Annotated in this window: 15 protein-coding genes; all 15 read left to right on the top strand. The window is 61.6% G+C overall.

The window, feature by feature from the left end:
• The first annotated feature begins 32 nt into the window (after nt 1-32).
• The 15 genes from NN662_RS02975 to NN662_RS03045 all read left to right on the top strand — a co-directional run bounded on the left by NN662_RS02975 (nt 33) and on the right by NN662_RS03045 (nt 14,522).
• A complete protein-coding gene (locus tag NN662_RS02975) occupies nt 33-323 on the top strand; it encodes an AbrB/MazE/SpoVT family DNA-binding domain-containing protein (protein WP_261928826.1) in 291 nt (96 codons plus the stop codon).
• Entirely contained in the window at nt 292-687 is a 396-nt protein-coding gene (locus NN662_RS02980; RefSeq protein WP_261931848.1) for a PIN domain-containing protein, read from the top strand. Before NN662_RS02975 ends, NN662_RS02980 begins: the two co-directional genes overlap by 32 nt.
• Nucleotides 684-1,724, top strand: coding sequence for a Holliday junction branch migration DNA helicase RuvB (ruvB, locus tag NN662_RS02985; protein WP_261928827.1), 1,041 nt, complete (start codon nt 684-686; stop codon nt 1,722-1,724). The genes NN662_RS02980 and ruvB overlap by 4 nt, the downstream gene beginning before the upstream one ends.
• A gap of 22 nt (nt 1,725-1,746) precedes the next feature.
• Nucleotides 1,747-2,226 carry an NUDIX hydrolase gene (locus NN662_RS02990; RefSeq protein WP_261928828.1) on the top strand — a complete coding sequence of 160 codons (480 nt, stop codon included), beginning with the start codon at nt 1,747-1,749 and terminating at the stop codon, nt 2,224-2,226.
• A gap of 32 nt (nt 2,227-2,258) precedes the next feature.
• Entirely contained in the window at nt 2,259-2,705 is a 447-nt protein-coding gene (ybgC, locus tag NN662_RS02995) for a tol-pal system-associated acyl-CoA thioesterase (protein WP_261928829.1), read from the top strand.
• 238 nt (nt 2,706-2,943) lie between these two features.
• Nucleotides 2,944-3,666, top strand: a complete 723-nt coding sequence (gene tolQ / locus NN662_RS03000; protein WP_261928830.1) for a protein TolQ — start codon at nt 2,944-2,946, stop codon at nt 3,664-3,666.
• Nucleotides 3,667-3,687: 21 nt separating this feature from the next.
• Nucleotides 3,688-4,140 (top strand): protein TolR, encoded by a 453-nt coding sequence (gene tolR, locus NN662_RS03005; protein ID WP_261928831.1) that lies wholly within the window; start codon nt 3,688-3,690, stop codon nt 4,138-4,140.
• A 9-nt stretch (nt 4,141-4,149) separates the two neighbouring features.
• Nucleotides 4,150-5,265, top strand: coding sequence for a cell envelope integrity protein TolA (locus NN662_RS03010; protein ID WP_261928832.1), 1,116 nt, complete (start codon nt 4,150-4,152; stop codon nt 5,263-5,265).
• Nucleotides 5,266-5,292: 27 nt separating this feature from the next.
• Nucleotides 5,293-6,603 carry a Tol-Pal system beta propeller repeat protein TolB gene (gene tolB / locus NN662_RS03015; RefSeq protein WP_261928833.1) on the top strand — a complete coding sequence of 437 codons (1,311 nt, stop codon included), beginning with the start codon at nt 5,293-5,295 and terminating at the stop codon, nt 6,601-6,603.
• 168 nt (nt 6,604-6,771) lie between these two features.
• Nucleotides 6,772-7,314 carry a peptidoglycan-associated lipoprotein Pal gene (pal, locus tag NN662_RS03020; RefSeq protein WP_261928834.1) on the top strand — a complete coding sequence of 181 codons (543 nt, stop codon included), beginning with the start codon at nt 6,772-6,774 and terminating at the stop codon, nt 7,312-7,314.
• 183 nt (nt 7,315-7,497) lie between these two features.
• Entirely contained in the window at nt 7,498-8,493 is a 996-nt protein-coding gene (gene ybgF / locus NN662_RS03025; protein WP_261928835.1) for a tol-pal system protein YbgF, read from the top strand.
• A 23-nt stretch (nt 8,494-8,516) separates the two neighbouring features.
• On the top strand, nt 8,517-9,803 hold the full coding sequence (gene tilS, locus NN662_RS03030; protein WP_261931849.1) for a tRNA lysidine(34) synthetase TilS: 1,287 nt from the start codon (nt 8,517-8,519) through the stop codon (nt 9,801-9,803).
• A gap of 118 nt (nt 9,804-9,921) precedes the next feature.
• Complete coding sequence (gene ftsH / locus NN662_RS03035) at nt 9,922-11,865, top strand: ATP-dependent zinc metalloprotease FtsH (protein ID WP_261928836.1); 1,944 nt, start codon at nt 9,922-9,924, stop codon at nt 11,863-11,865.
• Nucleotides 11,866-12,056: 191 nt separating this feature from the next.
• Complete coding sequence (gene glmM, locus NN662_RS03040) at nt 12,057-13,415, top strand: phosphoglucosamine mutase (protein ID WP_261928837.1); 1,359 nt, start codon at nt 12,057-12,059, stop codon at nt 13,413-13,415.
• A 234-nt stretch (nt 13,416-13,649) separates the two neighbouring features.
• On the top strand, nt 13,650-14,522 hold the full coding sequence (locus tag NN662_RS03045) for an outer membrane protein (RefSeq protein ID WP_261928838.1): 873 nt from the start codon (nt 13,650-13,652) through the stop codon (nt 14,520-14,522).
• The last annotated feature ends 74 nt before the right edge of the window (nt 14,523-14,596 follow it).

Here is a 14,596-nt window from a genome sequence, read left to right on the forward strand (position 1 = left end):
CTTACTATCTTTGGTCTGTAAGGAGATGTGCCATGGGTATTTCTGACAGCACGCTGACATCAAAGGGACAAACGACAATTCCTGCGGAGATCAGGCAAAAGCTGAAGCTGAAGACGGGAGACAAAATTCGGTATTTCGTGGATGGCGACAAGGTCTATTTCAAGGTGAAGAACAAGAAGCTTTCCGATCTCGCTGGAATGCTGCACCGGCCGGGGCAGGCTGCACTGTCTTCGGAAGAGTCGGATAAGGCCGTCGGCGACTATCTGGCGGAAGACGACAAGAGAATTGTTGATGATTGGAATAGACACAAACATTCTTCTTAGGTTCGTTCTGGCGGATGATGCGGGACAGTTCGCAGCCGCGCAGGCTTTCTTTGCCGAGCGTAACGAGACTACGCCTGCCTATATTTCGCTTCTCGTGACGGCTGAGGCGATCTGGAATTTGGGAACCAAGGGATACGGCAAAGCCGAGATAGCGACGGCCTTCCGGAACTTGCTGGACGCGGATGGCCTCGTCTTCGAAGACGAGGATTTCCTCGATTTATTATTCGATGAAAAGCGGACCATAACGGCCGATTTTTCCGATCACATCATCGCGCATCTGGCGGAAAAGGCCGGATGCAGTTCGACAGTGACTTTCGACCGCAAGGCTGCGAAGAATGTCCCCGGAATGGAACTTCTGACATGAACGACACCGCCCGACTGATTTCCCCGGACAAGCGCGGCGAGGACATCGATGCCACGCTGCGACCGCAGTCGCTCGACGAATTCACCGGCCAGGCGGAAGCCCGCGCCAACCTGAAGATCTTCATCGAGGCGGCGAAGAACCGCGGCGAGGCACTGGACCACGTGCTGTTCGTTGGCCCGCCGGGTCTCGGCAAGACGACGCTCGCCCAGATCATGGCGAAGGAACTCGGTGTCAATTTCCGGTCTACATCGGGCCCGGTCATCGCCAAGGCCGGCGATCTTGCCGCGCTTCTGACCAATCTCGAAGAGCGGGACGTACTCTTCATCGACGAAATCCACCGGCTCAATCCGGCGGTCGAGGAAATCCTCTATCCGGCGATGGAGGATTTCCAGCTCGACCTGATCATCGGCGAGGGGCCGGCGGCGCGCTCGGTCAAGATCGACCTGTCGAAGTTCACGCTGGTGGCCGCCACCACGCGTCTCGGCCTGCTGACGACACCTCTCCGGGATCGTTTCGGCATTCCGGTGCGGCTCAATTTCTATACCGTCGAGGAGCTGGAACTGATCGTCCGGCGCGGCGCCCGGTTGATGGGCCTGCCAATGACGGATGACGGTGCGCGCGAAGTGGCGCGTCGCGCCCGCGGCACGCCGCGCATTGCCGGGCGTCTCCTGCGCCGCGTCCGCGATTTCGCCGAGGTCGCCCGCGCCGAGGCCGTCAACGCCAAGGTGGCCGACGAGGCGCTCAATCGCCTGCATGTCGACAATCTCGGCCTCGACCAGCTCGACCGTCGCTATCTTTCGATGATCGCGCAGAATTTCGGCGGCGGCCCGGTCGGCATCGAGACGATCGCGGCTGGCCTTTCCGAGCCGCGCGATGCGATCGAGGACATCATCGAGCCTTACATGATCCAGCAGGGCTTCATCCAGCGCACCCCACGCGGACGTGTGCTGACGGCAAACGCCTGGCGCCACCTCGGCTTCAACCCGCCGAAGGATCTGGAGGCGAGCCAGTTCCGGCTGTTTTCGGAAGATGAGTGACGGAGTGCCGCCCGAGCGGCGGATGATCCGGATCGCTGAGGATACTCGCCTCTTTTCCTTCCGTGTCGCAGGGCTTCTGATCCAGGACGACCACATTCTGGTTCAGCGCGCAGTGGGAGACGATTTCTGGGCCCTGCCGGGCGGGCGGGCTGAAATCGGCGAGACGTCGGAACAGACGCTGATACGCGAAATGCAGGAGGAGCTTGATCGCGACATCAGCATTTCCCGCCTGCTGTTTTCGGTCGAGAGCTTCTTTGATTGGCGCGGCAAGTCCGTGCACGAGCTTTCACTGATCTACCTGATCGCATTGACCGTACCGTTTCCGTTTCATCCTTCGGAGGTGGTTCATCGTATTCATGATGGGGTCGATGTGGAGTTTCGATGGGTTGCGGCAAAGAAGAATGCGATGGCGGAGGCCAATGTCGTACCTGACTTCCTGGCTGGGCACATTGATCGCTTGCCGGAGAGCTCGTTGCACGTGATCCGCCACGACCCGACTTGACAAGGCCTGCGCTCTTCGCCACGGACGACCGTATGACCGACCCCCACGTTCCCATTTCCGGCGTCATCACCGATGGCGTGCACCATCTGACCCAGCGCGTCTATTACGAGGACACGGATTTTTCCGGCCGGGTCTATCACGCGCGCTACCTGCATTTCATGGAGCGCGGCCGGACCGATTACCTGCGTTGTCTCGGCGTCGAGCAGTCGTCGCTGATGACGGCGGACGAGGAGGGGCTTGCCTTCGTCGTCCATCGCATGGAGATCGATTTCAAGGGGCCGGCCGTCATGGACGATATCCTGACCATCGTTACCCGCACGGAGAAGGCCGGTGGCGCCAAGATGGTGCTCGCGCAGGAGGTCAGGCGCGGCGAGACGGTTCTGATCGCTGCGAAGGTGATCATTGCGGTCATCAACGCCAAAGGCCGGCCGCGGCGGCTGCCGACCGAACTTGCGACACAAATGAACGTTACGGTTTAATCCGTCGGCCTCGCTGGGCAGCAAAATTTGCGCGTCCACGCTTTGTTAACCATAATTGTGTCTAAGTAGAAACGTTAGGATTCTAGCGATTTGCGCCTTCGTTTGACCAAAATTACTGGCAAAAAGGGCTATGAGCAGCGAAGGCTCTTAGGCGGCGGCATAGCCAGTCATTCTCGCAGGATTTCTTTTTGAGCCGCCCGGTGTCCCGCCGGGCGTTTGGATTCAAGGGGTTGAATATATGGAACAGGTCGGTCTGGCAGCAGCATCAGGTGGCGAAGTCAGCCTGCTGCATCTGTTTTTGCAGGCAGGCATCGTGGTCAAGCTCGTCATGCTTGGTCTTGTCGGCGCCTCGGTTTGGACCTGGGCGATCGTCATGGACAAGTATGTCACCTTCGGCAAGGCCCGGCGCCAGTACGACAAGTTCGAGCAGGTCTTCTGGTCCGGCCAGTCGCTTGAAGAACTTTACCGGACGCTCGCGGAACGCAACAATACCGGCCTCGCCGCGATTTTCGTCGCCGCGATGCGCGAATGGAAGAAGTCGTTCGAACGCGGCGCCCGCTCGCCAATCGGCCTGCAGATGCGCATCGACCGCGCCATGGACGTGACGCTCGCTCGCGAGGCGGAGCATCTTGAAGGTCGTCTCGGCTTTCTGGCGACCATCGGCTCGGCCGCGCCCTTTATCGGCCTCTTCGGTACCGTCGTCGGTATCATGACCTCGTTCCAGGCCATTGCCGGTTCGAAGTCCACCAACCTTGCGGTTGTGGCGCCCGGTATCGCCGAAGCGCTTCTCGCAACAGCGATCGGCCTCGTCGCCGCTATCCCGGCCGTCATCGCCTACAACAAGTTCTCCGCCGACGCCAACAAGCTGACGGCCCGCATGGAAGGCTTTTCCGACGAGTTTTCGTCGATCCTGTCCCGACAGATCGACGAGAAGCTGCAGCCCCGCCAGCCGGCCGAATAAGGGAACGGGGAGAGTAACGATATGGGAATGTCCGTAGGCGCCAAGGGCGGGAAGGGCGGAAGACGCCGCCGCGGCGGGCGTGGTCACGCGCCGGTCAGCGAAATCAACGTCACGCCGCTCGTCGACGTCATGCTGGTGCTGTTGATCATCTTCATGGTCGCCGCGCCGCTGATGACCGTCGGCGTGCCGATCGACCTGCCGGAAACGCAGGCCAAGGCGCTGAATTCAGATACGCAGCCGATCACCATTTCGGTCAATGCCAAGGGCGAGATCTTCCTCCAGGAAACGCCGATCTCGATCGATGAAGTCGTTCCGAAGCTCGAGGCGATCGCCACGACCGGCTATGATGAACGCATCTACATGCGCGGCGACACCGCTGCGGCATACGGCACGGTCATGAAGGTCATGGCGCGCATTTCGTCGGCAGGCTTCAAGAACATCGGCCTCGTCACGCTTCAGGAACAGGACAAGTAACAGGTCTACATGAAGGGCAGTCTCGTCACATCTGCGGTATTGCACTGCCTTCTTCTGGCTGTGGCGCTGTTTACGTTCAGCGCCCCGAAGTCATTCGAAGTGGCGGATGTCGAAGCCTTGCCCGTCGACATCATCCCGGTTGAATCGATCACCCAGATCCAGCAGGGCGACGAGAAGGCTCCGAAGGCCCAGCGCGCCGCGCCGACCCCGACCAGCCGTCCCGATCCGGTGGAGAACGCCCAGAACATCGGCGACAACTCCGTCGATCTGAAATCCGTCCCGACGCCGGACAAGCGCCCGCAGAACAAGGATTCCGCCGCCGCGCCGGAGAAGGTCGACAAGGTTCTGCCGACCAAGGACAACGAGCAGAACGACATCAAGGACATCATCAAGGAAGACACGGTCGCGGCACCGAAGGAAGTGGCCTCCATTCCGGAGCCCAAGCCCGAGCCCGTCGCCAAGCCGGCACCGGAGCCGACGCCGCAGCCTGCCGAAACGACGCCGCAGGAGCCGGACCTCGCCGCCCTGCCGGACAGCGTGCCGCTGCCTGCTTCCCGTCCGCAGCCGCCGAAGCCTGAAAAGCCAGCCGAGCCGGAAAAGAAGTCGGCCGAGGCTGAAAAGAAGCCGGCCGAGAAGAAGCCGGACGCCAAGGTTGCCGACAAGACCCAGGAAAAGGCCAAGGCCAAGTCGACCAAGCAGAGCGATTTCAACGCTGACGAGGTGGCTGCTCTCCTCAACAAGCAGGACCCGGCCGGTGGTGGCGCCAAGCGCTCGACCGATCAGGCGGCGCTTGGCGGCAAGAAGAATACGGCCGGCTCGACACTCTCGCAGAGCGAGATGGACGCGCTGCGCGGCCAGATCCAGAACAACTGGTCGATCATTCCCGGCCTGGAAGGCGCCGAAGGCGTCACCATCCGGGTTCACATGAGGCTGGATGAGGACGGCAATGTCGTCGGCGAACCCGAGGTCGATGCCAGCGGCGGCAGCGACAATGCCCGCCGGGTGCTTGCCAGCGGCGCGCGCCGCGCCATCCTGAAGTCTTCGCCGTTCAAGAACCTGCCCCGCGACAAGTACGACGCCTGGTCCGAAGTCATCGTGAACTTCGATCCGTCGAGTATGTTGTAACCTTTCCACAAGAAGGCCCGCACGAAAATGTTCAAAAGCTCCCTCACCCGTTTCCTCGCCTGCCTCATGCTCGCCCTGGTTTCGGGTATCGCCACGCCGGCTTTTGCCCTGGTCGAGATCAACATCAACAAGGGCAATGTCGAGCCGCTGCCGATCGCGGTGACGGATTTCGTTTCGAACAACGAGCTCGGCGCGCAGATTTCCGGCGTCATCGCCGCCGACCTGCAGCGTTCCGGCCTGTTCGCGCCGATCAACAAGTCGGCCTTCATCGAGAAGATCTCCAATCCGGATGTTGCCCCGCGCTTTGACGACTGGAAGGTCATCAACGCCCAGGCCATGGTGTCCGGCCGCATCACCCGCGAGGCCGATGGCCGCCTGCGCGCCGAATTCCGCCTCTGGGACACCTTCGCCGGCCAGCAGATGACCGGCCAGCAGTTCTTCACCCAGCCGGAAAACTGGCGTCGCGTCGCCCACATCATCGCCGACGCGATCTATGAGCGCATCACCGGCGAGAAGGGCTACTTCGACACCCGCATCGTCTTCGTGTCGGAGAGCGGCCCGAAGATCGATCGCAAGCGCCAGCTCGCCATCATGGACCAGGACGGTTTCAACGTCCGCATGCTCACCGATGCCAGCTCGATCGTGCTGACGCCGCGGTTTTCGCCGAACCGGCAGGAAATCACCTACATGTCGTTTGCCGGCGACCAGCCGCGCGTCTATCTCCTGCAGCTGGAAACCGGACAGCGTGAAGTGGTCGGCAACTTCCCCGGCATGACGTTTGCCCCGCGCTTCTCGCCGGATGGCCGCCGCGTCATCATGAGCCTGCAGCAGGGCGGCAATGCCAACATCTACACGATGGACCTGAGCTCACGTACCACGACGCGGCTGACCAGCACCGCGGCCATCGACACGTCGCCGTCCTATTCGCCGGACGCCCAGCAGATCGTGTTCGAAAGCGACCGCGGAGGGCGCCAGCAGCTCTACGCGATGAATGCCGACGGTTCGAACCAGCACCGCATCTCCTTCGGTGAAGGGTCGTATTCCACCCCGGTCTGGTCTCCGCGCGGCGATCTGATCGCCTTCACCAAGCAGTCGGGCGGCAAGTTTTCGATCGGCGTGATGAAGCCGGACGGCTCGGGCGAGCGCATCCTGACCACGGGCTTCCACAATGAAGGTCCGACATGGGCGCCGAACGGCCGCGTCATCATGTTCTTCCGTCAGAACGCCGGTGCCGCCGGCCCGCAGCTCTACTCGATCGACCTGACCGGCTACAACGAGCAGGAGATCAAGACGCCGAACTACGCATCCGACCCGGCCTGGTCGCCGCTGCTCGAATAGGGGACAGGGCGAGCCGGTTTCCGGCTTGCCTCTTTTCTGCCTCAATCCCTTGAAAATCAGGGCATGAGGCGGGTTGGAAGTATTCTGTTAACCATATCCCTTTATCGGCCTTTAACTGAAGATTGTTAGAGTTTGGCAACTCTAATTCAAACGCCAAGGAGACCGGCCATGAGCCGCACCTACACCGTCGCCCCGAGCCGCATGCAGCGTCTTGCCGGCAACCCCGCAGTCATCGCACTTGCCATGGCTCTCGCTCTCGCCGGTTGCGCTTCCAAGAAGAACCTGCCGAACAATGCGTCCGATCTCGGCCTCGGCGGCGCCAATGGCGCAGCCGGTGCTCCCGGTTCGCAGCAGGAGTTCACCGTCTCCGTCGGCGACCGCGTGTTCTTCGACACGGACTCGACCGAAATCCGCGCCGATGGCCGCCAGACGCTCGACCGTCAGGCCCAGTGGCTGCAGCGCTATTCGCAGTATGCGATCACCATCGAAGGCCACGCCGACGAACGCGGCACCCGCGAATACAACCTTGCGCTCGGCGCCCGCCGCGCCACAGCGGTCATGGAATACCTCGCTTCCCGCGGTGTTCAGCGCAACCGCATGAAGACCATCTCCTACGGCAAGGAACGTCCGGTCGCCGTCTGCGACGACATCTCCTGCTGGTCGCAGAACCGCCGTGCCGTCACCGTTCTCAACGGCGGCGCCAGCAACTGATCGGCATATCAGCCGTTTCAACGTGCATTTTGAAAGGCGGCTTCGGGCCGCCTTTCTTTTTCTCCATAGTTTGGCCGCACTCCGGTTGCTTTTTGACGCCAATTGGAAAACTCTCCGCATGGAACGAAGCAGGTCCCGTACCGTTTCGTTACAAGGCTCTCAGAGGATTACAGGACGATCAAAATGAAGAAATTTATCGTGGCGGGGGCTGTCAGCCTCGCCGCATTGACCGCCTTCCAGGGCAGCGCAGCGGCACAGCCGTTCTCGCTCGGCAAGCTTTTCCATCACGAAAGCACCGTCACGCCGAATGTCACCCAGGTACAAAGCTCCGATGCGGAAATACGGCTCCAGCAGCTTGAGGACCAGGTCCGCACGCTCACCGGCAAGATCGAGGACATGAGCTTCCAGCTGCTGCAGATGCAGGAGCAGATGCGCAAGACGCAGGAAGACAACGAGTTCCGGTTCCAGGAGCTTGAAGGCGGCAGCAAGAAGAAGACCAGCCTCGAGCCGTCCGACGTGCCGCCGGCCGCCGGCGATGCCGCCAGGAAGCAGGACGAGATCGCCAATGTCATCGAGCAGCCGGTGGATCCCGCCGGCAGCCCGCCTGCCGCGGCCACCGGCGAGCCGAATGCGGCCCCGGGCGAGACGACGCTGGGTTCGATCGAGTTCGACGCCAACGGCAATCCCGTCGGCGACAGCATGAATCCGGGCCTGATGCAGGATGGCAAGCCGGTCAACGAGGCCGGGAATGATGCCACGGCACCGGCTGCGACAGATCCGCAGGCGACCGCGTCGCTTGGCGAAAAGGATGCCTATCAGGTTGCCTACGAGCACATGCTGAGCGGCGACTACAATTCTGCCGAATCCGAATTCAAGACCTTCCTCGAGACCTACCCGGAAGGACCGAAGGCGGCGGATGCCAGCTTCTGGCTCGGCGAAGCACAGTTTTCGCAGGGCAAGTACAATGATGCGGCCAAGACCTTCCTTGCTGCTCACCAGACCTACGGCACTTCGCCGAAGGCTCCTGAAATGCTCCTGAAACTTGGTATGTCGCTTGCTGCACTCAACAATGTCGATACCGCCTGTGCGACGTATCATGAAGTGAGCAAACGCTATCCCAAGGCTTCGCGTGCCGTCATGCAGAAGCTTGCCAGCGAGGAAAAGCGCCTGAGCTGCTGACGAGGCCTTCGCCTTTGACCGACGTGCCGCTGCCGTTTGCCGCCGCTTCCGATTTTCTTGAACGCGTCTCCCCCGGTGCCTCCATCATGGTGGCCGTCTCCGGTGGCAGCGACTCAACCGGCCTGCTTGTCGCCCTTCACCAGGCTTTGCTGCAACGGCCGGGGCAGGGACTGAAGCTGTCAGCCGCGACAGTCGACCATAGGCTTAGGCCCGAAGCCGCCGACGAGGCGCGATCCGTTGCAGCGCTTTGCGAGCGATTGGGTGTCCGCCATTTCATGCGTGCCTGGGACGCCGAAAAGCCGGCCACGGGCGTCTCCGAAGCGGCGCGAGAAGCCCGCTACGACCTTCTCGCAGACATGGCGGATGACGCCGGTGCGGATCTGCTGGTCACGGCGCACACCGCCGATGACCAGGCCGAGACCATTGCCATGCGGGCGGCGCGCAATCCGTCCGCGTCGAACGCCGGGCTGTCCGGTATGGCCGAGGCCATGCTGTTCGACCGGCGGAAATGGATTTACCGACCGTTCCTGTCCTGCCGGCGCGCCGATATTCGCGCCATGCTCGAAACCATGTCGATCGGCTGGAGCGACGATCCATCCAACGAGGATTGCCATTACGAGCGGGTGCGTGTGCGGCGCAGTCTTGCGGGTGGTCCGTCCGTTGAGCGAGTGTCCGACGCCGGCGTGCGAACGCAACTCTCCATGGGTGCCGCTGACATTGCCGAGCAGCATCTGACCATTGTGGCGGGAACCGTCGGTCTCCTTCCGCAAATCGCAGCGACCTGCGAGCGGGATCCACTTCGCTATCTCGTGGGCACGCTTGCGGCTATCCTTGGTGGACGACCGTTTGCGCCGCCGTCAACGAGCCTGGACAGGATTGTCGACGCCTATCTTGCCGGCGAACGCGGACGGTGGAATGCGGGGCGGGTGCTATTCGAGGTCCGGCGCGACGAGCTCTACATGCTGCGCGAACAGCGCGATCTGCCGCATGTGAGCGTTCCGGCCGGTGCGGTCCGGAGCTTTGACGGCCGCTTTCTGGTGCGCAATACCGGAGAGACGGACATCACCGTGACGGCCGGTGGCGAGGAACGGGCGGTGCCGGATGATCTCGCGGCCTTGCCGCGGCGGATCGCGCAAGGCGCGTCACGGGTGCTTCCGATTGTGGCTGCCTCCGGAGAGGCGGCCTTCTCCATGGAAAACATTCTTTCGCCCTTCGACCGCTTTTTGCCAGGATTCGATCGCATTTTGGCAAATACCTTAGCCAACCATTTCGGGCGAAGGCCTTATGGTGGCGCGCCGGTGAAAGGGTAAGCGCCGGAAAATACGAGCTTGGGATTGCGTTTGCCTTGGCAACGGCGTAGCGCACTCCTATGTTAAGGCCAAGTCTTGAGGTTCCGCCAATGCGGGCCGTTGCAATTCGGGGAGTTCTATGAACCCTAACGTAAGAAACGTCGCTCTCTGGGTGATCATTGCGCTCTTGCTGATCGCACTGTTCACCATGTTCCAGTCGGCACCGGCGCAGACCAGTTCGCGCGAAATTCCGTATTCGCAGTTCCTGCGCGATGTCGATTCCGGCCGGGTCCGCGATGTGACCATCACCGGCCAGCAGGTGCTCGGCACCTACAATGAGAGCGGAACGACGTTCCAGAGCTACGCACCGGTTATCGATGATAACCTGATGACGAAGCTCGAGGACAAGAACGTCACCATCAACGCACGTGCGCCGTCCGACGGCTCGTCGGGCTTCCTCAGCCTGCTCGGCACCTTCCTGCCGATGCTGCTGATCTTCGGCGTCTGGCTGTTCTTCATGCGGCAGATGCAGGGCGGTTCCCGCGGCGCGATGGGCTTCGGCAAATCCAAGGCGAAGCTTCTGACCGAAGCGCATGGCCGCGTCACCTTCGACGATGTCGCCGGCGTCGACGAAGCCAAGCAGGATCTGGAAGAAATCGTCGAATTCCTCCGTGACCCGCAGAAGTTCCAGCGCCTTGGCGGCCGCATTCCGCGCGGCGTGTTGCTCGTCGGTCCTCCGGGTACCGGCAAGACGCTTCTGGCCCGCTCCGTTGCGGGTGAGGCGAACGTGCCCTTCTTCACCATTTCCGGTTCGGACTTCGTCGAAATGTTCGTCGGTGTCGGTGCGTCCCGCGTGCGCGACATGTTCGAGCAGGCGAAGAAGAACGCGCCTTGCATCATCTTCATCGACGAAATCGATGCCGTCGGCCGTCATCGCGGCGCCGGTCTCGGCGGCGGCAATGACGAGCGCGAACAGACGCTCAATCAGTTGCTGGTCGAGATGGACGGTTTCGAAGCCAATGAAGGCATCATCCTGATCGCCGCGACCAACCGTCCGGATGTTCTCGACCCTGCGCTTCTGCGTCCGGGCCGCTTCGACCGCCAGGTCGTCGTTCCGAACCCGGATATCGTCGGCCGCGAACGCATTCTCAAGGTCCATGTGCGCAACGTGCCGCTGGCCCCGAATGTCGACCTTCGCGTGCTTGCGCGCGGTACGCCCGGCTTTTCCGGCGCCGATCTCATGAACCTCGTCAACGAGGCCGCCCTGATGGCGGCGCGGCGCAACAAGCGTCTCGTCACCATGCAGGAGTTCGAAGACGCCAAGGACAAGATCATGATGGGCGCGGAACGCCGCTCGTCCGCCATGACCGAAGCCGAGAAGAAGCTGACCGCCTATCACGAGGCCGGCCATGCCATCGTCGCGCTCAAGGTGCCGATCGCCGATCCGTTGCACAAGGCGACGATCATTCCGCGCGGTCGTGCGCTCGGCATGGTCATGCAGCTTCCCGAAGGCGACCGCTATTCGATGAGCTACAAGTGGATGGTCTCGCGTCTTGCCATCATGATGGGCGGACGCGTCGCCGAGGAACTGACCTTCGGCAAGGAGAACATCACCTCCGGTGCGTCCTCCGACATCGAACAGGCGACCAAGCTTGCCCGCGCCATGGTGACCCAATGGGGCTTCTCCGACGCGCTGGGCACGGTCGCCTACGGTGAAAATCAGCAGGAAGTCTTCCTCGGCCACTCCGTCTCGCAGTCGCAGAACGTATCCGAAGCGACGGCGCAGAAGATCGACGACGAAATCCGTCGCCTGGTCGACGAAGCCTACAAGGAAGCGCATCGGATCATTTCCTCGGAGCATGACGGCTTCGTCGCGCTTGCCGAAGGCCTGCTCGAATACGAGACGCTGACCGGCGACGAGATCAAGGCTCTCCTGCGCGGTGAAAAGCCGGCGCGCGATCTCGGCGACGACACGCCGCCGAGCCGCGGTTCCGCCGTGCCCCAGACCGGCGTCAAGAAGGGCGAAACGCCCGAGGCCAAGGGCGAGGAGCCCGATGGCGGTCTCGAGCCGCAACCGCACTGACGCGACTGTATTTTCAGAAGACGAAGAGGCCGCATCCGCCGCATGGTGGGTGCGGCCTCACTTTTTGGTAACGGGATATAATCATTTTTGATGCTAAATCATGTGTCGGGTGCCGGCTTTTGTGGCATTACAGCGCTTCGCTCGCAGAGTTGCTGCGGAGCCGCAGATGAATTGGAACACTAGGAGCATTCATGGCACGTCGTTATTTTGGAACGGATGGTATCCGCGGTCAGTCGAACGTGTTCCCGATGACGCCGGAAGTGGCCATGCGGGTCGGCATCGCCGTCGGAACCATCTTCCGCAACGGCAATCATCGTCACCGGGTCGTCATCGGCAAGGATACGCGCCTGTCCGGATACATGCTGGAGAACGCGCTGGTGGCGGGCTTCACGGCTGCCGGTCTGGATGCCTTCATTCTCGGTCCGATCCCGACGCCGGCCGTTGCCATGCTGACCCGGTCGCTTCGAGCCGACATCGGCGTGATGATCTCCGCGTCGCACAATCCCTACCAGGACAACGGCATCAAGCTTTTCGGCCCCGACGGCTACAAGCTGTCCGACGAGATCGAGGCACGCATCGAGGACCTGCTCGACAAGGATCTGAGCGGCCAGCTTTCGGACAGCGACCATATCGGCCGCGCGAAGCGCGTCGACGGTGTGCAGGACCGCTACGTGGAATTCGTCAAGCGGACGCTGCCGCGTGAGGTGACGCTGACCGGTCTTCGGGTCGCCATCGATTGCGCCAACGGCGCCGCCTACAAGGTCGCCCCGCAGGCGCTCTGGGAATTGGGCGCCGACGTGGTGTCGATCGGCAACGAGCCGAATGGCGTGAACATCAATCTCGCCTGTGGGTCCACGCATCCCGAAACGTTGCAGAAGAAGGTGCACGAAGTGCGTGCCGATATCGGCATCGCGCTCGACGGTGACGCCGACCGGGTGATCATCGTTGATGAGAATGGCCAGATCGTCGACGGCGACCAGTTGATGGCGGTGATCGGCGAAACCTGGGCGGCCGACCAGATGCTCAAAGGCGGCGGTATCGTCGCAACCGTCATGTCGAACCTCGGCCTGGAGCGCTTCCTGAAGTCGAAGAAGCTCGACCTCGCGCGCACCAAAGTCGGCGACCGCTATGTGGTCGAACACATGCGCCAGCACGGCTTCAATGTCGGCGGCGAGCAGTCCGGCCATATCGTTCTTTCCGATCACGGCACGACCGGCGACGGTCTTGTCGCGGCGCTGCAGATCCTCGCCTGCGTCAAGCGGACCGGCAAGCCGGTGAGCGAGGTCTGCCATCGTTTCGACGCGGTGCCGCAGCTTCTGAAGAACGTCCGCACCGCTCCCGGAATGAAGCCGCTGGAAGACAAGATCGTCTTGCAGGCGATTGCCGATGCGGAAAGCGAGCTTGCCAAGAACGGCCGTCTGGTCATTCGTGCCTCCGGCACCGAACCGCTGATCCGCGTGATGGCGGAGGGCGACGACCGCGCCAAGATCGAGCGGATCGTCAACGATCTTGCTGCAGTGATCGCCGACGTCCGCAGCAGCGCTGCATAGGCTTTTCCCGCGCCCATCCTTCCGTTGAAAGGCCGGCCACTCGCCGGCCTTTTCTGTTGGCGAACAATTATTTTCCAAGAAAATCAACAAGCAGGGTTGAGGGCTTCGTTAATACAACTGGTGAATCAACGTGGTTAGTAACGATTTAACCTTTTTGCTCCAGTCTTAACGACAGTACAGGAGATTGGCAGGCGTGTGGGCTGGCCAATGCGTTATGGATTTGGAGTAGACGCCATGAAGATCGTACTTGCCAGCCTTTTGGCTGTTTCTGCATTGAGCGCGCCGGTGGCCGCTGCGGACCTCTACGTACCCGAACAGGCACCGGTCTATCAGCCGGCTGCAGCGCCCGAAGTCACGGTTGCCGCCGCCAGCGGATGGTACCTGCGCGGCGATGTCGGTTACTCCTTTAACGAGCTGCGCGGTGTGAAGTTCTTCCAGGGCTCCAACGACACCTATTCGTCGTTTGACAAGCACGACCTGCACGACAACTTCACCGCCGGCGTCGGCGTCGGTTACCAGGTCAACGACATGTTCCGCTCGGACCTGACCTTCGACTACATGTTCAAGAGCAAGTTCCGCGGTTCGACGCACAGTTCCGGTGGCGCTACCGCCGGTACGGCTTGCGAAAACGCCTGTACATCGACGGATATCTCGTCGCTGACTGCATACAGCCTGATGGCCAACGCTTATGTTGACCTCGGCACGTATTATTCCGTCACGCCCTATGTCGGCGGCGGCATCGGCGGCACCTACGTGAAGTGGGGCGATCTGAAGAACACCGCCTGCGATGACGACAGTGCCGGAAATGGTTGCGATGACACCGTCACCCACAAGGGTCGTGGCGGCTGGCGCTTCTCCTACGCGCTGATGGCCGGTGCTGCAATCGACGTGACCTGCAACCTGAAGGCGGATATCGGCTATCGCTACCGCCATGTCAGCGGCGGCAACATGTTCGGCTTTGCCAGCAACGGCGGCCCGGGCTACCACAAGGCCATCGACCAGCACGAAGTGCGCGCCGGTCTGCGCTACACCTTCAATTCCTGCAACAACGAAGTCGCCTACGTGCCGCCGGTCGAAATTCCGACCCAGCCGCCGGTCTACAAGTAAGACAGTCGACATCGAAACATGAATTGCAAACCGCCCGGCTCTGTCCGGGCGGTTTTTCGTTTGCGGACTTTTCC

The sequence above is a fragment of the Rhizobium sp. NRK18 genome, assembly GCF_024385575.1.
Classification (GTDB): Bacteria; Pseudomonadota; Alphaproteobacteria; order Rhizobiales; family Rhizobiaceae; genus JANFMV01.